Genomic DNA, 18,938 nt, shown 5'->3' with positions numbered 1-18,938 from the left:
CAATAGAGTTAGCTATTAGCTATTAGCTATTAGTTATTAGCTATTAGTTATTTTTTACCAATCTAGCATAGTTACATTACAAGGCATTAATGCACCACTAAATAACAGTTGGCTGTTGTTTGTACCTAACAGATTTAGCTCTTAACGTGGTATTATTTCTCCATTTTTATCGTAAATACAGGTGTGAGTTAAGTATGGTTCAAAACATTATAGTAGTGGCGTTATTAACTGGGTCCATAGGGTTAATGCTATTGGTTATAGGTTCGATTTTTGCTGCTATTGTAGCTCTGGGAAATAAACAGCACTTATTTGGTTGGTCTGTATTTTTGTGCTTTCCTCTTTCATTAGTTTATTGTGCTATGAATTGGGACAAAGCCGCATATTCTGGGAAAATGGTTTATTCAGGGGCGTTTTTGTTGGCAGTAACGGCAATTATTTTGAAAGCCGGTGGTGTGATTTAGAGGGGCATATAATAAGTCTTTCAAATGGGGGATTAACTATTTTTTAGCTCACTCAGGTGACTTAATAACTATGGAAAGCGCTTTCACGCAAAGTAATGATAAAACATGGCAGTATAAAAACGCTAAACGTGCTCAAATTTTTAAGACTAAAAATAATCTTCGACTCTATTTTATCGGATCACTTAAGCGGTTCCATACTTAATATTATATCGCCTTTATTGCCTGTGGATCTAAAAAATAATTTGTACACCTTATTTAAGTTACCCTTAAAAGCAGTTTAATTGTAATGTTTTTTTGAGTGAAGGTTGGGTTATTAATTATTCTAGCATTGGTATAAATGCAACATAGCTCGCTTTTCTGAGGTCGCTGAGCATTTTAGCTAATTAATTTTTGCTTGTTATAGGGCGTTATATATTAAAGGAATGATATTGGAAATTTCAAAGTGTGTTGTATTAGTCTTTTTGTTAAGTGGTTGTACTGTGTCCAATCATAATTTGAATAATGGGCCAAATGCCTTAGGTGGTGGATTTTCTGACAATAAGCTTCAGAAAGGGCTTTATTCTATTGTAGCAAAAACAAATTTTGCCCCATGGAGTGACCATAAGGCTGCTCATAAAATCTTTAATCGTAGAGCTACGCAGTTATGTGGTACCGCTGGTTTTACCGCAATTGAGCTTGTAGAAAGAGAGTTTGAACATATTCCCAGAGACCTTCCCCCTAAATATATCATCTCTCAAGTTAATGGTTATGTCATTTGTAAATCATCAAATTTGACTATTAAAGAAGCTGAAAAATTAATTCAAGCTTCATATGCAGTGAGCTTATAAATTGTTTAAACGGATATTTTGGGTGAACTGATTAATCTAGTAAGTCCCAGTCCGGTTAATACGAATGCAAAAAATAAAATATGAAGCCACAATTTAGGGCCAATTTCAGTGTTCAACTCAGATAAAGACGTAATTGATGTAAATTGTCCTGTAGTTATCAGCTTTACAACCCATTCATTGGCAGGGGTTGCTGAAAGTGTTGTTAACCATCCTAAAATTATTACTTGCGCAACACTTACTAAATATGAAGCGTTAAAGTTATAAATAATGCTAGCAATAAACGTATAGAACACGGATACGCTACTGTGTACAAGCCATGATAATACAATGGCGGTAGTTTCATTATAATTACCTACGTTTATATATGCTGATGCGTGTCTTGAAGTTAACGTAAGCATTCCAAATAAAGGTTGGATTACAATAAAGGCAATACTAGAAAAAATGCCAATTAAAAATATATTGGTGAAATTTTTGGTATTCATTTGTTACTCTTGGTGTGTTTTGATAATTACTAGACATGTTTAAACGCTTATTAATTTCGAACAAAAGTATATTTTTGTCAGGTGACGGCCTAACAAGTTATGCTAAAAAGAGCATGTTCCCATTGAATCTAACCAAGTTAACATATTTGAAAAATGGCAAGACCAAATAGCATTAGATAATTTTCGTGACTTTGGCTTAAATAGTAAGATGTTTTCGTTAGTTGAATCATTTGATGTTAAAGAATATGTCATCAATAAGTAAGCTACATTATTGACAGATAAACGTTTTTGTTTTTTGCCAAACATTCCATTAAAAATCAGTAACTAATGGAAATTTTTTTTTAGGAGTAAGTCGTATGAGTTTCGTTATAGATATATTTGTTTGGTTATTAATTGAGACTATATTTGGATTTATTTTTTATACGACTGGCGGCTTGATTCTAAAAATACTGACCTTGGGTCAGTTTAAAATAGAATTTCATGATTTTGCTTCTTTTAAGAAGATAAAGTCTAAAAAAATCAATTTAATCTGTCTGTTAGGAATATCCTTTTATGTGCTATCCATTGTGTTAGTAGCTTATCTAAACAATTAAAATATAATAAAATACCAAGTATAAAAATAACCGTTAGCTATTTACTCCTTCATCGACTATTTTACCATCAATAACTTGCTTTTTAATGGAACATTATTTGTCTCTATAACCGTCTGTTTAATTTTAGTGTCTTTATTTATAGATTGGAGTGAATAATAATGGTGATCTTATTTATTATAAGTTTAATCAGTATGGTTTTGTGTTTTTATGTAGCTAAATACCGTAATGCTAATAAAACATTATGGGTGCTAGCAGCACTGCTTGTTGGTCCATTAGCGATCCCTTTTGTTTTCTTTTCTAAGCCGGTAGCCGCAAACAAATAACGTAAAATTTTATTTTTTATATATAACAAACCATTGGCTTTTTTATTCCTCGATATTTTAGCTAAGCATTATTAGTCTTTTAGAAGGCGCTAGGTGAATTTTATAATATGAAAGTTATCAATGAATACGCTTTATTTGCACCATTATTATCTTATGTTTTATGGGTAGTCATTCTGTATGTATTACTAACAATAATACGTGCTCCAAATATTTGGGGTACTGTTGAAAATCCAGATGATTGTCATTCCTTTTTTAACTTAGAGAAAAGCACTAGCGCTAATCTCTCAAATCAATTTGAATGGCCGGTATTATTTTATGTTATCTGTATCATTTTAATTGCGCGGCCCGATTTATATCAAAGCGCATATTTATGGGCTGCTTGGATGTTTGTTATCGGACGTGTGGTGCATAGTATTGTTCAGATAGTTTCAACAAACATTCGCCTGAGAGGCAGTGTATTTAATATAAATTTTTTAGCGGTATTATTTATGTGGGGAATTTTAGCTTTAGATATACTAAGCAAATAAAATTTATTTGATATTATATTTAAAACTTGGATGAGTCCTTGGTCGTTGTTTTTTACTCTGTTATTTAACGATTATTTTTCACCTCTAAACAAATTGTGATAGGTATTAATGAATCAATCTATTGTCGGTTATCATAAAGATGAAGAAGATGATTGGGTCGCTGAATTAAAATGTGGTCACTTTCAGCATGTCAGACATAACCCTCCTTTTATAAGTCGCCCTTGGGTAATAACAGAAAAGGGACGCGATTCGTTGTTAGGCCACCTATTAAAGTGTAAAAAATGTGACTTAGGGCAGCCATCAGATCTATAATAACCTTAGCATTTATTCTCTCTACGCTAGATGGTGAAATGAGTGCTTAGTAAGATACCTAGCAGGTTTTATTGGTCTAATTAGTCGATTAGGTGGCTTTTTTACAACTATCGTTTTAAGGCTCGGACCTTGAACTCTATAACAACCAACAAAACAGTGTATCTTTTATTCTAGTCAACATTCCTTTATCTGTAATTTACTTTTAATTTGGTGTTGGTTTTTTTATGTTTTTTTATTTAACGGTCGAATTGCTTAATGAATGAAGTATTAATTTTAGCTGTGGCATTGAGTATGGACGCTTTTGCAGTATCAATTGGCTTAGGGGCAAAACACAATAGCAAGGTTACACCTTTGGCATTAATGTCAGCAGTATATTTTGGGCTATTTCAAGGGGTGATGCCTTTATTGGGTTATCTTGGAGGACGAGGAATACTAGGTTGGATGGAGTCTTATGCTACATGGCTAGCCTTTTTATTGCTTTTGCTCATAGGTGTTAAAATGATTTATGAATCTTTTTCTGAAGGCATAGAAGATGATATTGTAAAAGTAACTCATCGCGTTATGCTAATACTTGCCATCGCTACCAGTATTGATGCCATGGCAGCTGGCTTTACTTTTACCATTTTAGCTGTAAATCCATTCGTCGCTTGCTTTATTATTGGTAGCATGACTTTTTTCTTCAGTTGGTTGGGCGTGTTAATTGGCGCTAAAACGGGTACTTGGTTAGAAAGTAAGGCTGAATTCTTGGGTGGTGTCACTTTGATTTTAATAGGCATAAATATCTTATTAAATTAGAGGTTTAATCGGTATTCAACACGTTTACAATGATCGTTCACACTTGATTCGCGCCATTTCTTATAAATATAGCTAATAATTACTTATCCTTGGGTAGGGTATTTATCTTTGTTGAGGTTAATAAAATGAAAAGTACACTAAAAAAGGTATCAGAGATTGTCGCTAAGGCGAATGACTCGTTCTACAACCAATTTGATAATGTTGATACATTGATGGGCATAATGGATAAAAACCTACGTAACCAAGGCATGAAAGCTGATGCGATTACCATTGATTGCATAGCCCAGAACAGGAAGATCGTTGTACTCATCCATGATGAGAAGCCTGATACTATAGAAATAGCATTGGGTAGCAAAGAAGGTGATATTTATTCGTCGGCTGAATACGCACTAAATGAACTGTCAGAGGCTGTTATTATAGACATTATGGAAAAAAACTTTATCTCACAAGAAAATCACACTAGCTAATTAAAGCTAAAGTAGCCTTTTGCTAGCGCTAGTAAACTGCGCTTAGTCGCTTAGCGGAGGTTATATTTACTCACGGTGCTAATTAAATGATTTCCTGCTTGTTTGAGTTCTTTTTTGTGGTAACTTTAGCGCAGTAAAATGGGATTATGTTTGCTGGACTTCACCTGTAGATCTTATTAATAATTGCTGGGCAGCCCAAAATGCCAGGGTGATGCGGTATCAATAATTTCTCAGTAAGGGGTATTCACATATCCTTGCAAAGAAATATCGTTTGCTTCGTCCTAATACTTTACCTGATATTCTGACGCTTAATGTGGCGTCATACCCCTAGGAGTTTACTTGATTTCACGACTTAACAAAAAAACTTTGATTCGATGGAAGGTCTACATAGATAGGTCGAAAATGTATATTGGATATGTACAATTCCTCCTGATAATTTTCGTTTTTATTAAATCACTAGGTGATAATTTTGTCACTGAATTTGTCTTTACAAGTCCAATGATTGCAGTGCCTATTATATTGTTCACTTTCGTTTTGTTGTCGTTGATTATTGGTTACCTTGATTCCAGACTCGGCTTTCGTGAAGAAGAAATAAGGAACCATTCTAAATCTAATCCTGTGTTAATGGATATTCAAAAGTCTCTTATAGAATTAAATATTAGAATGGCTAAAATGGAACAAGAGAGAAAGTCGAACGATACTTAATGTTTTTACTTTAAGGTCGATTTAAATAACAACTCTTATAACAGTGCCAACATAAGTCATTCAAGTCGGGCAAATTTTAGCTGTGCTTTTTTGTCTAGGACGGTCAATAACCTTTAGTTCACTAAACTTAGCCTCCTATTGGGAGAATAGTTTTTAAGGATTTGAAATGAAACGTAGACAGTTTGTTAAAGCTTCACTGGTAGGTGGCGGAGTTATTTTAGGAGTAGGTGCAGGCGCATTTACCCTGATTAAAGAGGGCAATAAAAATAGCCTTACCGTAGAGATGGCTTTAAAAAAGCTAGATGATTTATCTGATGAAAGTCTTATCCACCAAGGCGAATGGAACCCATATCAAATATTTACCCATTGCGCACAAAGTGTAGAGTTTTCAATGTCTGAATTTCCAGAACATAAATCGAATTTATTTAAGAGTACGGTTGGTCAACTCGCATTCTCGATTTTTGCATCTAAGGGTAAGATGACACATGACTTAGGAGAGCCTATTCCAAGTGCTCCAATTATTATTAAACATCTAGACTCAACACACGCACTCATTCGTTTAAAACAATCTCTGCTCAACTTTAGCCGTTATCAGGGGATTCTTGCGCCGCATTTTGCCTACGGTGAGCTATCGAAAGCGGAGTATGAAATAGCACATGTCATGCATTTATATAACCATCTTCAAGAGATAAAGACTTAACAATGCCGTGGTCAAGTCACTAAAATCACTCAAATTAATGTTAAGTGCTTTACATAGTTTCTGTTAATTGAATCTAAAATAGAAACGTTAACTGACTCATCAGGTATTTGCATAGTTTGATGTTTATAAAAGATAAAGCCGTTAATATACCTTATAGGTCTGTGGGTTAATGGTAAATTTAAAGGCGATGAGTAAACAATGAAAGCAGAGTTACGATTAAAAATTATCGACGTTTGTAATAAAAAAATAGCGAGTAATGGTGACAACGTTGGACTATCATTTTATGCCTTTTTTGCTAATAAAAATGAAACACCTGAACTACTTATGGAAGTTGCAACATGGTGGATACAGACTCACAGATTAGATCATTTCGTTAAGGCTATTAAAATTAAAACCATGGTAGAAAATGGTTTGTAATGGAAGATAACCAATCGCATAATTGATAAAATTTAACCCCAATTTTTTCACTGCACTTAATATAATAATCGACTGTGATTTCGCACTTGGTGAGGTTTAATGACAAAGGAACTACAAAATATCAGTCAAGCCGCAATCGTTCTAGAAGCGTATAATCCATCTTGGGATGATAAATTTGCAGCAGAAAAAAAACGCCTAATAGCTGTTGCAGGTGATTGGCTTTATGGTTCTGTTGAACATGTAGGTAGTACTGCTGTTCCGGGCATGATTGCGAAACCGATAATAGATATAATGTTTGGCGTTAAGTCTTTGGAACTCGCTCAACCTGCTATTATAGCGTTTGTCCAAAACGGTTATAAATATTGGCCTTATAAGCCTGAAGTTATGCATTGGTTTTGCAAACCTTCAGATGAATTTCGCACACATCACTTACATTTGGTGCCGTTTGAAAGCCCACTCTGGAATGAACGTTTAAGGTTCAGAAATTTATTACGTTCAAACTCAGTTATCGCTAACGGATACGCAAATTTAAAACAAGAATTAGCCATTACTTATAAAGACGATAGGGATGAATACACTAAGAAAAAGTGGCCGTATATTCAGCAAGTTTTACATGAAAATAAACTCACATCATGAAAATGATTTTACAATGAGTGCTATCTGAAAAAAATATTTAATCTATACAAGAACAAAGCCTTCGGGTTAAAGCAAGTATCTCAACACGCTATGTGCCTAATAGCCGCACAGCGGCATTCGTAAACTTTAAAGTTTACTTAGCTGCTAACAAAAGCTATTTTATTGCCCCCAGTATAAAGGGTTAATCGTAGTGTTTGATTTTTATTCAACTAGAAAAGATAATTTATATGACAACTTTTTTCGCAGGATTTTTTCTTAGCCTCTCTCTTATCCTTGCAATAGGTTCTCAGAATGCTTTTGTTTTGAAGCAGGGAATTAAAAAACAACATGTTTTATTAATTTGTACTATTTGTGCTATTTCTGACGCTATTTTAATTTCATTGGGTGTTGCAGGGTTTGGCGCTATTGTAAATGAGTATCCTTTTATTGAAACGTATGCCCGTTATGGCGGTGCTTTGTTTCTTCTTGTTTATTCTGCACTGAGTTTTAAGTCAGCATTCAGTCAACGTCATGTCTTAACACCAGAAGCTAAAGTACAGCATTCAGTCTTAAAAACGATTGCCATCTGTCTTGCTTTTACATGGTTAAATCCTCATGTTTACCTCGATACTATGGTGCTTTTAGGGAGCATTTCAACACAATATGAGGGAAAGCAAATTGAATTTACCTTAGGGGCAATTTCAGCTTCATTCACTTTCTTTTTTAGTTTGGGTTATGGAGCAAGATTTTTAGCCCCGCTATTTCAACAACCAAAGTCATGGCAAGTGCTAGAATTTATTGTTGGGCTTACTATGCTCATTATTGCTTTAACGTTAATCTTTAGCTAAAAGGTATACTTAACAGCGAATTGACTGTTGGTTGCCAAGGGAAAATGTGTGTATCTGATCACAGCAATAGGTCTTTTATTAACTTTTGTTGGTTTGGGACTTATAGGCTTAGTTAAACAAAAAATAGTTATTATAATCTCCTCAATATTTTAGCTAGATATTTATTGCCTATAAATGGGCATAATCAGTAAAGGTATTATATGAACGCGTGTGAATTAATAAAATTATTATCTAAAAAAGGGACTGAAGATCTATCAACTTCATTACAGTGGATAAAACCGATACCTGAAGAGGGTGCTGCTTTAGTTGAGAAAATAGACATGGCCTTAAATATTGTTAAATTTTCTCAATCTAGACAAGCTGAATATGGAGGGGTAAAATCCTCAAACAATCACTTAGACTCTCTAATACGTTTAAGGGCTGAACTTAAAAGTATTCTTGAAAAAACCTAAAGTAAACTAGTTAAACTTAACGATAATAAATTAAATAGGGCAGGCAATAACGTAAATAGCTGTGCTACTAATTTGGCATTTTGCCAATGATAATATTACTCTCTACTGAGAGCGGATGAGCAAAGGAATGCAAATGATTAAATTGAATCTTTATAAATATAGTAAAGCCTTATCGTTAATTAGTTTAATAGCGGTTACTTATAAATATTGGGGGTTTGGTTTTTGGGAAGCTATTTTTATTTTGCTCCCTTACCTGCTGGTATTTTTGCTTGCAAATCGAGCCGCTTATAGTAGCCCTTTTTTAATAGGGTGTAGGGCGATAGCTGGCGTTATTGTTTCACTATTATGCGCAGTATTATTATTTGGCATAACGCCTTCTGCTCAAGCAGGTATTGGATTTATGTTTGTTGTTGTTATTCAGTATGGTGTTATTTTCGTGAGTGAAGCACTCATTGGTTTATTCACTTATCAGGCTGATGACAAATAAGACTAGTTAAGCAGCGCTAAATAAACATTGGAGTACGACGTTGAAAAAATGGATGTTAATTTCTTTACCTATATTATTTTTTATTGGCTTTGCTGGGGCAAACTATCTGGGCTTTTTATCGCCATCTTTTACATCTGTTGTAAACAAGCCCATTCAAAGAATAGATTTAATAGACCTTCAAGGAAGTCGTCATTCTTTTGATGAACTTAAGGGGAACGATACCGTTATTTATTTTTTTGCTTCGTGGTGCACTCCTTGCTACAAATCTTTAATGACGCTAGAGAAAGTGACCGCTAATAAGCAATTACCCATTAATTTATTAGCTGTTGCCTTGGATGAAGATATTGATGAAATTAACCGCATGTTAATTAAAACTGGTTTTACGGGTAAAGTGTGGATAGCTAGTGAGGGCACAATGGCCTTGCAGAAACGTTATTTTGGAAACGAAGGGCGTGCCGTTCCTTATGTAGTAAAGCTTGATAGAGACACAAATATTATCGAGAGAAGCTATAAATTAAATCAACTTACCCAATGGCAATCAGTTTTAAGGGATGGCGTATCTTTAAATAAAATATAGAATTTATAAGCAACAATTTAAGGGCGGGTAATAAACCTCCTTAGTTAAGTTTGAGGCCGGCATTATTTAATTATTTTGAGGATAAAATTGATGAAACAGTACAAATATAAAATAGTAGATACCAGAGATGTTGAGACAGCAGGACTGTTTAAAGGGAGAAAACGAGAAGATGTTGAAAGTTATCTCAATACACTTGGCAGTGCTGGTTGGGAACTGGTTAACGTAGATTTTCGTGAACTTGAAGGTGGTCTTGAGTTCGCAGGCGTAATGAAAAAAGAAATTTAGGTCATTTACAGGTCTAGAATACTTAACCCGTTTACTATCACTTCATAGCACTGGCGACGTTATTTAACTTCGTTGTATTATTTAGCTTACATTACTTCGCTGATTATTTGGCGTTATACAAAATAGAGAGTTTGGTGGAAAATTCAAAGACTAGGGCTTCAATAAGCTTCAGGTTCAATCGATTAGATAAGATGCAAGCCTTTACACTCGAGCGAGAGATACTAGGCTCATTGTGCGATAAAAATGTTGAAAATAATGTTTATGTTGTTTGTGTACCCTTAACAGACACTAACTTCGACGACATTAGTGACTATTATGTCCGACAAAGAGTTAATATTGAAGACTGTGATATATTTGTATCGGTTAGCTCGGATTCAGGTACTAAATGCTTTGATATACCTGTGATAGTCAATCGCATGCTTAAATATATCGATTGTAAATTAACCTTTGCTTTTACTGTATTATAAAGACTTTAAAACAAGTGAATCAAACGGATAAATTACAGTTGAGGGCCCGTTTATTACAGACCTCAACTTTAGCGACAAAGAACGATAGGGAGATCGAATGAAAACACTATCATTTATACTATTAAGCTTTTCCTTGTCTTGCACTGCGGCAGAGGATTTTTTGAATAAGTATGCGGTTAATATTGATGGCATGCTTATGAGTAAGCTATTACCCATAAACGAAATGGATACGCTGACCCATAAATTTGAACCTGCCATCACTTTTAATTGCGGTGTTAGCAGTCGAGTTTACGCGCTCGATGAGCAGCTAAAATTTAAATTTGAAAACGGTCAGTTAAGAGTTGTTTCAAGTTTTGTCTCAACCGGCAATATAATATCTTATACACCACTAAGAGCATTAAGTGGTTTTGCATTTCGTCCCGCTTTATTTAAAGGTTATTATTTTATTTCTGAGTGATTTTGCGATATAAGTCATTGAGAATGAGTATTAAGAGGGCTGTTTTTTGATTCATTTCAAACAAATAAAAGGCTTTAATTGACTGTTTATCAAATGCTTAAGTGGTTTTCATTAAGTTGAAGCAGAAGCTGAAATAGTCTTTGACGGATAAGTGTTAAAAAACGTAATCGATAGAGTAAATAAAAATTATTAAAAATTTAAATTCAAAACGCATCGAATTAATATCATCATCAGCCGCTCATCTTCACATTGAACTTGAAACACCTTTGTTACTTTCTGAAAAATTAAATGCATCTGTTTCAAGCGATTGGCCTAGCGGTGAATATGACCGAGATGCAATGGAGTTTTTTCTTTCTTGTTTCGAAAAAGGCGGTAAATTAGCTGAAGGTTGGTATGGCTGGTATGCTATAAATATTGCCGTTTCAGGAGAAAGAACTCTCGTGGGATCAGGTGGATATTTTGGTCCCCCAGATAGTAATGGAATAGTTGAGATTGGCTATTCTGTGCTACCTAGTTGGCAATGTCGTGGCTATGCAACAGAAATTGTTAACCTGCTCATTTCTCATGCCTGCTCCTTCGAAGAAACCAATAGTATTATTGCTCATACTGCACCCGAAAATAAAGCGTCTAAAAAAGTGTTGATTTCTAATGGTTTTAGGGAAGTTGCAATGAATGATGGCCTGCTGAGTTTTGAGTATACTCGTTAGATTTATTGCTTTAATTGCAGTTGATATTTTAGGTAAAACCAGCGCTTTATAGTGCAACGACTAAATTTGTTACGGTGAGTTGTGCTATATATTTTAATAAAATAATTTATCCCTTTAATCTGGGGATTTTTAAGGAAATTACCTTTATGGATTTAATAAAAATTATATTACCTATCGCTTTAACGACATCGTTGTTGTGTCATGCTGAACAGACCCCATTAGAGCGATCTTTATCGCAAGAGTTAACTAAGGCAGTTACTAAAATTAACGCTAAAGGTGCTCAAATAATTGATGAAGAAACAAGACTTGATTACGCAGCAACATTCAAAAATTTCATTATCTATAATAACACTATGATAAATTACAGTGCTGATCAACTTGATGTAAAGGCTTTTGAACCAATTATTGAGAAAGTGTTGATAGGTACATTATGTGCGAATAAAGCGTTAGAAAGTTTTATCAATTTGGGTGTAATAATGGTGTACCGCTTTCACGGTAAAAATGGTTTATATATAACAGAACTTTCAAAAGATATGTCTACTTGTAAAAAAATACAATAAGCTGTTTAAATAATGGCAACCTTAGGTTCTTTCCCTGATAGATATTTTATAAATAATTAAATTACCGGCGAAGCTAATAAATGAACGGGGTTATTTAGCGCAAAGTTAACAGACATAAAATTTTTTTTAATCTCAGCAAAACACTGAGTCTTAGAACAATCTATGAGTATTTAAGATGATTTCACGTAAATATCACAAAGTTGTATTTTCTTTTTTTATGGCGTTACTTATGTCTTGCGTAATGTCTTTTGTTATTAGTGTGTTTAACGTAGGTATGGTGACGAATATTGTTCCTATATGGTTAAAAGCGTGGAGTTTCGCTTTTATCTTTGCCTTTCCAACTATTTTAATTATATCTCCTATTGTACATAAATTGGTGAGTTTTGTTTTACACGAAGAAGAGCATAATATTTAATATATGATTTAGACGAAAATAATAGTTGGCATTTATTACGGTGTCGTTTATTTTTAGCTAGCTGATATTTTGTTTAAAGTGTTGTTATTTTTTAAGGAAAAGTTATGTTTCGAAGCATTATGTTTGTTTTTTTATCGCTACTGAGTCAGTTTGCCGTTGCGTTAGATTACACACAGGAAATCACAGAACAAGAGATACAAGAAAAAATATCAGCTTTTATGCCAATCGAAAAAAAGAAATATTTTGTCACTGTTACCCTATCAAATCCTATAATAGATTTACTAAAAGAAAGTGATGAAATAGGTATTCGTGCAAATATTGACGCTAGTGCTCCCGGTGGAATTAAGGGTAGCGGTGAAGTAATGATTAAAGGCACATTAGATTATGAGCCTAAAAAAGGTGAGTTTTATTTTAAAAACCCTACAATTATTAGTTTAGCCATTGATAAAGTTCCTAAAAATTTCACTCCAAAAATACAAGATATTGCGCAGGCCATGCTTTCAAAAGTGATGGCCGTTTATCCAGTTTATAAATTTAAAGATGATAATGTAAAACACAAATTAGCCAAAGCAGTATTGAAATCATTGGAAGTAAAAGATGAAAAATTAATTATAACGCTTGGTGTGTTTTAAATTAACAAACAGTTGACTAGTGTTGTTTACTGTAGATATAGCCAACTTATATTTTACGATTGTAATGTGACAGTTTGTCGCGCATTGAAAAAGACTTAATAGCAGAGGTGAATTTATGGATTTAACAGAATTGGTGATATTTCTAGCTATCGGTGCTTTAGCCGGATGGTTAGCGGGAAGGTTAATGAAAGGGGCTGGCTTTGGCTTACTCGGTAATATCGTTGTTGGCATTATAGGCGCAGTGGTTGGTGGCTTTGTCTTTGGCTTACTTGGTATATCTGCTGGCGGAGTCATTGGTACAATTGTTACGGCGACTGCGGGGGCGGTTATATTGATATTTGTTGTTGGTATCATAAAAAAGGCCTAATAGCCTGATACGACAGATGAAATAAAAGCATTATCCCTTAATTTTATCTATTATAATCGTAATCAAGGGCGCAATTATTCCGGGGATGCCGTATTATTCATGCTAGAAATTTAAGATACCCAGAGGAGAATACGAGTGGCTAAGCAAAATTACTCTTTCGAAAAACGTCAGAAAGAAATAGCTAAAAAGAAAAAAAAGGAAGAAAAACGTTTGAAAAAATCAGCTGTGGAGGAGGTACCGTCAGAAGACGAGCAAGTTGTCTCTGAAAATGACGATAAATAACACCTGATAGCTTCTACTTGAAGTCATAAAATAAGGTTGGCTTTGCTATTTTTTTCAAATTTTAGCCAACTATTTTAGCTTATATAACTTGTGTTTACTGATAAGTGTTATTGCAGCGTCTTTATTTTTATCGTTTTCTTTTTACTCACCGGTCGTTTCTCCAGTTCAGCATTAAATAAAAGAGCTCATAATAATGCCAAAGCTGGCGATTACTATGAATCGTTTGGTTAACCTGATGCAACTAAAGAAGAACGAGAGATGGCTAGGGAAAATCTTGAAAATTCCTACCGTATTGACCCTATCTTATTTGATTTATTATTTGGTCACAGCGAAAAATAAAGTATAGTTTTTGATGTTTTTAATTAAATATGCAGATCGAAACTTCTAACCATTCAACACAATTTGATATCCTTAAGTGATAACAACAAACTGATTGGCATAGCTTATCCGACAACAACGTTCATTTTTTTCACTGCTTAACAATGTATGAGTATTAAGTCGTGTTGCCTAATTAAAGAAGAGATATTTATGTTTACAGGAATAATTCAATCGACAGCTAAAATTATCGATATTACAGATGAAAAGGGTATCAGAACTTTTGTTATTGATTTCAACAAAGGTTTTTGCACTGATCTAGAAATAGGAGCAAGTGTTTCTGTCGACGGAGTATGTTTGACGGTTACTGAAATAGTGTCTGAAGTTAGGGTCAAGTTTGATGTAATGCTACAAAGCCTTTTAATAACGACCCTCAGCGAATATGGAAAAAATACTTGTGTCAATGTAGAGCGAGCAGCTAAAGAGGGGGCTGAAATTGGTGGTCATCCTCTGTCGGGGCATGTGGACTTTAAAACCCCTATTGTCAACATTACTCACATAGAAGACAATTATTGTATCCGTTTAGGTTTGTCAAAAGAATGGAAGCGCTATGTCTTTCCAAAGGGCTACATTGCCTTAAACGGAGCTAGTTTAACCATTTCTCAAGTGAATAAGACAGAGCAGTGGTTTGAAGTTTGGTTAATTCCTGAGACTCGAAGGATGACAGTGTTTGAGGCTAAGACTGTTGGCGAAAATATTAACATAGAGATAGAACGTGGCACTCAAGTTGTTGTTGACACTTTACGCGATACACTGGAAGAAAATCTAGGGGCTTTACTGCCGTTATTTGAGAAAATTCTGTCTGAACAAGGCGTTGATATTAATGCTTTAGGGCATAATGTAAAATCCCCAATAAATAAAAACAGCTAAAATAGTAGGCTATTGTTACGTGATATTAGCCGTTTTAAACGGCTAATATTTAATTGATATTTAAGTGTGAATGTAGAGTGTTTATGGATAACGAACTAGTCATTAGGGAAGCAAAATTCAGTGATCATTCGTTTATTTTTAAACTTTCACCTATTTTAGCTGACGTTGCTCAGTTATCTTGGCATTCTGACGATGTTATTCAAAAAATGCAATTTGATTATATTGCTGAAATGCTTGCTGAATCATCACAAGCCAACGTTACCTTTATCGCTGAAAAAAGTGATGTTTCTTTGGGGTTTATTCATGTTAGAACCCATAAAGACAGTATATCTGGTGAGATGTGTGGAACAATACCTTTGTTGGCTGTTTCACCTGAGTCACAGGGTTTAGGTGTTGGTAAGATTTTAATTGGGTTTGCTGAGAAATGGTCTAAAAATTTAGGGTGCAGGTTAATGCATCTGGAAGTTTTCGCTAATAATAAAAAAGCAAACGACTTCTACCAAACGTTAGGTTTTAAACCTGAAACGGTGCAGATGATTAAAACGATATAGGTTGTTATATTTTTAAAACGTAGTGACGCTGCTGGGTCGTTCACTACGTTTATTGAGTGTTTTGAAAGCGGTTACTATCAATTGATATAACTTAAGTTAAGCCACTTTGTGATTCTCAGCGTTTATTGATCTGTTAAACGGCTGTGATCGCACTCACCTTGCTATATTTCAGTTGCAGAGGCTACTGTCGTATATTCATAGTTAAATGCTCTGACTTTCTTACCTGAGTCAGCTATAAATTCTACGGTAGTTGAACGGGGTAATATCAATACTGCCTCGTATTCTTCACCCGTTAAAAAAGTGTCATTGCCACATACTAGGTCTTGAGTTAATTTTATCCGCATTACTAATCTTCGCTATGTTAAATTAATTTAACTTATCATATCATCTTTTTATGAACATATTAGTGCAAAAATTCGTCAGGCTGATTTCAATGATAATTTTGGCTAATATGGTAAGAATAATCAGCCATTAATATACAGAGATGGATTTGCGAATTGTTAACATTTAAAGATTAGAGTTTGATTATACTGTCAGCTAAGCTGGCAATTATCGATTTATTTTCACTAGTCGATGACTCTAAGCCTTTTCTAAAAAGCCGAGATGGCCGTGAAGCTTTTAAATTTTATCAGGTCACATGTTAATAAAATATCAAGCAACAACGTCGTTGAAAATAAATATTTATCGCGAGGGCATCATTATAGCGGTAGTATGGAAAATTAACTAAAGCGCAGGTAAGGCAACTTTATATGTCATCTAGAGTAAGACTGATTCTTTCGGCGGGGATCTCATTTTGTTTTTATTTTGCTTGGTCATATTGGGCGAATGGTTTAGTCAGTGAAGATCAATCACTAGTGTTAAGATCGGCAATTGTGCAAGGAACATTAAGCGGCACGATTACTATTTTATTTACTTTTATATTAGAAAAATCAGTGTCGAAATTTGGGCAAAGTTATCTTTCATTAATATTTGTTGTGCCTATCATCTGTACAGTGTTTTCTAAAACAAAACAAAACATCGCCATTTTTAGAACCTTCAGAAATGCCTTAGACCGCTCGGCTAAATATTTAAGTAATAACGCTATACCAGGTACTTTGTTAGCACCACTTTTACCTATAGCGATTCAATCTAGCATTGCCATTGGTGTTAACTTTATTAACCAGACGCCTAATTTATGGTTAACGGTTACACCTAGTATAATCATTACCGCTATTTATGGTTATGTGTATACCTTCACTTTACTGAGTAAGCCTGCTGAGCCAGCTTGATTAGCTAACTCGATTATTTATAAAATTAATTAAATTATATTTTCCGATTAAATTTAGCCTACAGTACTATCTGGTTAATTATTGGCAGATATTGAAATATGTTTACTGTTTTTGATTTTTAGTTTTCTTACTGAAAATAACATTGAGTTAACCCATTTCAATAATGAACGATTAACGAGTTAGTAAGCTTGGTATATCATCTTAAATAACGACTAATCGATGAGTTAGAACTCCGTGATCACCTCTAAAAAGATCACGGGGAAAGTTTTCTTTATTGGGAAAGCTACCGGTTATTGGCTTTTATTAACACCACCAATTAGCTGTTTAGGATCTAATCTTGCCATAAGCTCTGCTTCACTAATATTGGTTAGTTCGATAGCGACATCTATTACGGTTCTTTTTTCTACGTATGCTTTTTTAGCAATCTCAGCACTTTTTTCATAGCCGATCAAGTCAGTTAACGCGGTTACTAAAATTGGATTTTTTGCTAAATTTTGCTTAATTTCGTCATGATTCACGCTTATATCTTTGATAACTTTATCAGCAAGTGTGTTAGCGCTTGAGCTGAGTAGTTGAATACTTTGCACTAACGTATGAGCGATTAAAGGTAGCATGGTATTAAGTTGGAAGTTGCCAGATTGTCCTGACAACGTAATGGTTGTGTCATTGCCGATGACTTGTGTGCAAGCCATTAAAACCGCTTCAGGGATCACTGGGTTGACTTTCCCTGGCATAATACTGCTACCTTTTTGTAGTTCAGGTAATCGAATTTCATTTAATCCATTTAATGGTCCACTGCTTAGCCAGCGAATATCATTGCTGATTTTACTTAAACTAACCGCGGTGGTTTTAAGAATACCGCTAATGCATACCGCTGTATCTTGTGCACTAATTGCCCGAAAATAATTATCGGCAGGCATGAAGGTTAAACCGGTGTTCTCGGTTAAGGTACGAGTGACAATAGTGGCAAAATCTGGGTGTGTATTAACTCCAGTACCTACAGCTGTGCCGCCAATGGCAAGCTTGTATAAACTTGGTAAGTTATTTTGTAACTGGTCATAGGCATAACTCACTTGAGCACTCCAACCACTTATTTCCTGAGCAAAACTTAATGGCATTGCATCCATTAAATGAGTACGGCCCGTTTTTATGGTGTCATGATGCTGACCGGCTTTGTTGTCTAAGGTGTTACGTAAGTTTTCTAGCGAGGGTAATAACTGTTCAGCGATAAGTTTTGCTGCACTTAAGTGGATACAAGAGGGGATCACATCGTTAGAACTTTGTCCCATATTTACATGGTCATTAGGGTGAACGTTTATGGTTTGATTACTTTTTAACTTAACTAATGAAGCAATCACTTCATTTGCGTTCATATTCGTGCTGGTTCCCGACCCTGTCTGGAAGACATCAACGGGAAACTGATTATCGTGGAAACCATCCGCAACTTCTTTGGCAGCCAATTGAATTGCTACAGATTTATCTGCATCAAGTAGACCCAGTTCTTGGTTCGCTTGTGCAGATGCGCTCTTGATTGTGCCTAATGCCCAAAGGAAAGCGCGTGGCATTTTTAAATCGCTAATGGTGAAGTTGGCTAATGATTTAGCTGTTTCATTACCGTATAAACAGGCAGTTATATGCTTTTGATTAACTGTTGTTTTATCGTCTTTTTTTTGCATTTAGTTAGCCTTTTTAAGTATCACGCACATTAATCATAAAGAAAGGTCGAACAGAGTCTATTGAATAGGGTTATTTCTCAAATATTAGTTTTGCCTTAACCGCTTTAGGTAATTAGCATCATTCAATTTTTCTCTCTGATACTGTGCGAATGAGTTTATTTGCTCTACATTAAGACTACAGGTTACCGTTTTATCTTGCCAATTTAAAGACGCTAATTTTTTAGGTGCAATAAGTACCTTTTTACCGCCGGGCGAGCAATTAAAGGTATCAAAATAATTGTGGCAACTAAGGCCCATATAGAACTCGATAGTTGCTTAAAATATTTTCTAGTAGACACTTAAATTATTTATGGCTACTACGCAAAAGTCGTTAATTAAATTAATTTATAAATACCATTGTTACATTGTTATATTGTTATATTGTTATATTAAATTTAT

29 protein-coding genes are annotated in these 18,938 nt (G+C 34.5%); 26 read left to right on the top strand and 3 right to left on the bottom strand.

Annotation, left to right across the window (positions count from 1 at the left end):
* The first annotated feature begins 194 nt into the window (after positions 1-194).
* Both H4J69_RS18470 and H4J69_RS18465 read left to right on the top strand, forming a co-directional pair.
* Positions 195-461: a hypothetical protein gene (locus H4J69_RS18470; RefSeq protein WP_182218402.1), complete on the top strand. Its 267-nt coding sequence runs from the start codon at positions 195-197 to the stop codon at positions 459-461.
* Positions 462-889: 428 nt separating this feature from the next.
* Positions 890-1,288, top strand: a complete 399-nt coding sequence (locus H4J69_RS18465; RefSeq protein ID WP_182218404.1) for a hypothetical protein — start codon at positions 890-892, stop codon at positions 1,286-1,288.
* A gap of 5 nt (positions 1,289-1,293) precedes the next feature.
* Here H4J69_RS18465 and H4J69_RS18460 read toward each other — a convergent pair whose 3' ends face one another.
* Positions 1,294-1,770 (bottom strand): hypothetical protein, encoded by a 477-nt coding sequence (locus H4J69_RS18460; RefSeq protein WP_182252028.1) that lies wholly within the window; start codon positions 1,768-1,770, stop codon positions 1,294-1,296.
* Positions 1,771-2,521: 751 nt separating this feature from the next.
* Here H4J69_RS18460 and H4J69_RS18455 point away from each other — a divergent pair.
* The 23 genes from H4J69_RS18455 (at position 2,522) to H4J69_RS18345 (ending at position 15,556) form a co-directional block, all read left to right on the top strand.
* Positions 2,522-2,686, top strand: coding sequence for a hypothetical protein (locus H4J69_RS18455; protein WP_182230752.1), 165 nt, complete (start codon positions 2,522-2,524; stop codon positions 2,684-2,686).
* A 107-nt stretch (positions 2,687-2,793) separates the two neighbouring features.
* Positions 2,794-3,213 carry an MAPEG family protein gene (locus H4J69_RS18450; protein WP_182252026.1) on the top strand — a complete coding sequence of 140 codons (420 nt, stop codon included), beginning with the start codon at positions 2,794-2,796 and terminating at the stop codon, positions 3,211-3,213.
* Between the two features lie 108 nt (positions 3,214-3,321).
* Positions 3,322-3,525: a DUF3565 domain-containing protein gene (locus tag H4J69_RS18445; RefSeq protein WP_182218411.1), complete on the top strand. Its 204-nt coding sequence runs from the start codon at positions 3,322-3,324 to the stop codon at positions 3,523-3,525.
* Positions 3,526-3,780: 255 nt separating this feature from the next.
* Positions 3,781-4,320 (top strand): manganese efflux pump MntP family protein, encoded by a 540-nt coding sequence (locus H4J69_RS18440; protein WP_070376747.1) that lies wholly within the window; start codon positions 3,781-3,783, stop codon positions 4,318-4,320.
* A 125-nt stretch (positions 4,321-4,445) separates the two neighbouring features.
* Positions 4,446-4,787 carry a hypothetical protein gene (locus H4J69_RS18435; RefSeq protein WP_182252024.1) on the top strand — a complete coding sequence of 114 codons (342 nt, stop codon included), beginning with the start codon at positions 4,446-4,448 and terminating at the stop codon, positions 4,785-4,787.
* Between the two features lie 871 nt (positions 4,788-5,658).
* On the top strand, positions 5,659-6,192 hold the full coding sequence (locus H4J69_RS18430) for a DUF1569 domain-containing protein (RefSeq protein WP_182250888.1): 534 nt from the start codon (positions 5,659-5,661) through the stop codon (positions 6,190-6,192).
* Positions 6,193-6,390: 198 nt separating this feature from the next.
* Complete coding sequence (locus H4J69_RS18425; RefSeq protein WP_070376751.1) at positions 6,391-6,609, top strand: DUF6500 family protein; 219 nt, start codon at positions 6,391-6,393, stop codon at positions 6,607-6,609.
* 99 nt (positions 6,610-6,708) lie between these two features.
* The gene (locus tag H4J69_RS18420) at positions 6,709-7,245 is read left to right on the top strand and encodes a GrpB family protein (RefSeq protein ID WP_182252022.1); all 537 of its coding nucleotides are present in this window, start codon (positions 6,709-6,711) and stop codon (positions 7,243-7,245) included.
* A 227-nt stretch (positions 7,246-7,472) separates the two neighbouring features.
* The gene (locus H4J69_RS18415) at positions 7,473-8,072 is read left to right on the top strand and encodes a LysE/ArgO family amino acid transporter (RefSeq protein WP_182218751.1); all 600 of its coding nucleotides are present in this window, start codon (positions 7,473-7,475) and stop codon (positions 8,070-8,072) included.
* 200 nt (positions 8,073-8,272) lie between these two features.
* A complete protein-coding gene (locus H4J69_RS18410) occupies positions 8,273-8,524 on the top strand; it encodes a hypothetical protein (RefSeq protein ID WP_182218753.1) in 252 nt (83 codons plus the stop codon).
* Between the two features lie 133 nt (positions 8,525-8,657).
* Entirely contained in the window at positions 8,658-9,011 is a 354-nt protein-coding gene (locus H4J69_RS18405) for a hypothetical protein (protein ID WP_182215884.1), read from the top strand.
* A gap of 40 nt (positions 9,012-9,051) precedes the next feature.
* Positions 9,052-9,588, top strand: coding sequence for a TlpA disulfide reductase family protein (locus H4J69_RS18400; RefSeq protein ID WP_182215886.1), 537 nt, complete (start codon positions 9,052-9,054; stop codon positions 9,586-9,588).
* A gap of 90 nt (positions 9,589-9,678) precedes the next feature.
* The gene (locus H4J69_RS18395) at positions 9,679-9,873 is read left to right on the top strand and encodes a DUF4177 domain-containing protein (RefSeq protein WP_070376757.1); all 195 of its coding nucleotides are present in this window, start codon (positions 9,679-9,681) and stop codon (positions 9,871-9,873) included.
* Positions 9,874-10,064: 191 nt separating this feature from the next.
* Complete coding sequence (locus H4J69_RS18390; RefSeq protein ID WP_182222628.1) at positions 10,065-10,340, top strand: hypothetical protein; 276 nt, start codon at positions 10,065-10,067, stop codon at positions 10,338-10,340.
* 97 nt (positions 10,341-10,437) lie between these two features.
* Positions 10,438-10,797: a hypothetical protein gene (locus H4J69_RS18385; protein WP_182242698.1), complete on the top strand. Its 360-nt coding sequence runs from the start codon at positions 10,438-10,440 to the stop codon at positions 10,795-10,797.
* Positions 10,798-11,063: 266 nt separating this feature from the next.
* Complete coding sequence (locus tag H4J69_RS18380) at positions 11,064-11,504, top strand: GNAT family N-acetyltransferase (RefSeq protein ID WP_220465335.1); 441 nt, start codon at positions 11,064-11,066, stop codon at positions 11,502-11,504.
* A gap of 146 nt (positions 11,505-11,650) precedes the next feature.
* Positions 11,651-12,064: a hypothetical protein gene (locus H4J69_RS18375; RefSeq protein ID WP_182215892.1), complete on the top strand. Its 414-nt coding sequence runs from the start codon at positions 11,651-11,653 to the stop codon at positions 12,062-12,064.
* 175 nt (positions 12,065-12,239) lie between these two features.
* Positions 12,240-12,479, top strand: a complete 240-nt coding sequence (locus H4J69_RS18370; RefSeq protein ID WP_182215894.1) for a DUF2798 domain-containing protein — start codon at positions 12,240-12,242, stop codon at positions 12,477-12,479.
* A gap of 104 nt (positions 12,480-12,583) precedes the next feature.
* Positions 12,584-13,111, top strand: coding sequence for a DUF1439 domain-containing protein (locus H4J69_RS18365; protein WP_182215896.1), 528 nt, complete (start codon positions 12,584-12,586; stop codon positions 13,109-13,111).
* Between the two features lie 115 nt (positions 13,112-13,226).
* Positions 13,227-13,478 carry a GlsB/YeaQ/YmgE family stress response membrane protein gene (locus H4J69_RS18360; RefSeq protein ID WP_070376763.1) on the top strand — a complete coding sequence of 84 codons (252 nt, stop codon included), beginning with the start codon at positions 13,227-13,229 and terminating at the stop codon, positions 13,476-13,478.
* A gap of 135 nt (positions 13,479-13,613) precedes the next feature.
* Positions 13,614-13,760: a hypothetical protein gene (locus tag H4J69_RS18355; RefSeq protein WP_182215898.1), complete on the top strand. Its 147-nt coding sequence runs from the start codon at positions 13,614-13,616 to the stop codon at positions 13,758-13,760.
* A gap of 528 nt (positions 13,761-14,288) precedes the next feature.
* A complete protein-coding gene (locus H4J69_RS18350) occupies positions 14,289-15,005 on the top strand; it encodes a riboflavin synthase subunit alpha (RefSeq protein WP_182252020.1) in 717 nt (238 codons plus the stop codon).
* A gap of 83 nt (positions 15,006-15,088) precedes the next feature.
* Entirely contained in the window at positions 15,089-15,556 is a 468-nt protein-coding gene (locus H4J69_RS18345; protein WP_182250881.1) for an N-acetyltransferase, read from the top strand.
* 161 nt (positions 15,557-15,717) lie between these two features.
* Here the strand turns inward: H4J69_RS18345 and H4J69_RS18340 are convergent, their stop codons facing one another.
* Positions 15,718-15,900, bottom strand: coding sequence for a hypothetical protein (locus H4J69_RS18340; protein WP_182215904.1), 183 nt, complete (start codon positions 15,898-15,900; stop codon positions 15,718-15,720).
* A gap of 405 nt (positions 15,901-16,305) precedes the next feature.
* Between H4J69_RS18340 and H4J69_RS18335 the strand changes: the two genes are divergently transcribed.
* A complete protein-coding gene (locus H4J69_RS18335; RefSeq protein WP_182215906.1) occupies positions 16,306-16,824 on the top strand; it encodes a hypothetical protein in 519 nt (172 codons plus the stop codon).
* Between the two features lie 290 nt (positions 16,825-17,114).
* Here H4J69_RS18335 and H4J69_RS18330 read toward each other — a convergent pair whose 3' ends face one another.
* Positions 17,115-18,500, bottom strand: coding sequence for a lyase family protein (locus H4J69_RS18330; protein ID WP_182252019.1), 1,386 nt, complete (start codon positions 18,498-18,500; stop codon positions 17,115-17,117).
* Positions 18,501-18,938 lie beyond the last annotated feature (438 nt).

This window comes from Colwellia sp. BRX10-9 (assembly GCF_014077405.1).
GTDB lineage: Bacteria > Pseudomonadota > Gammaproteobacteria > Enterobacterales > Alteromonadaceae > Colwellia_A.
This window is presented reverse-complemented; position numbering and strand designations above follow the sequence as displayed.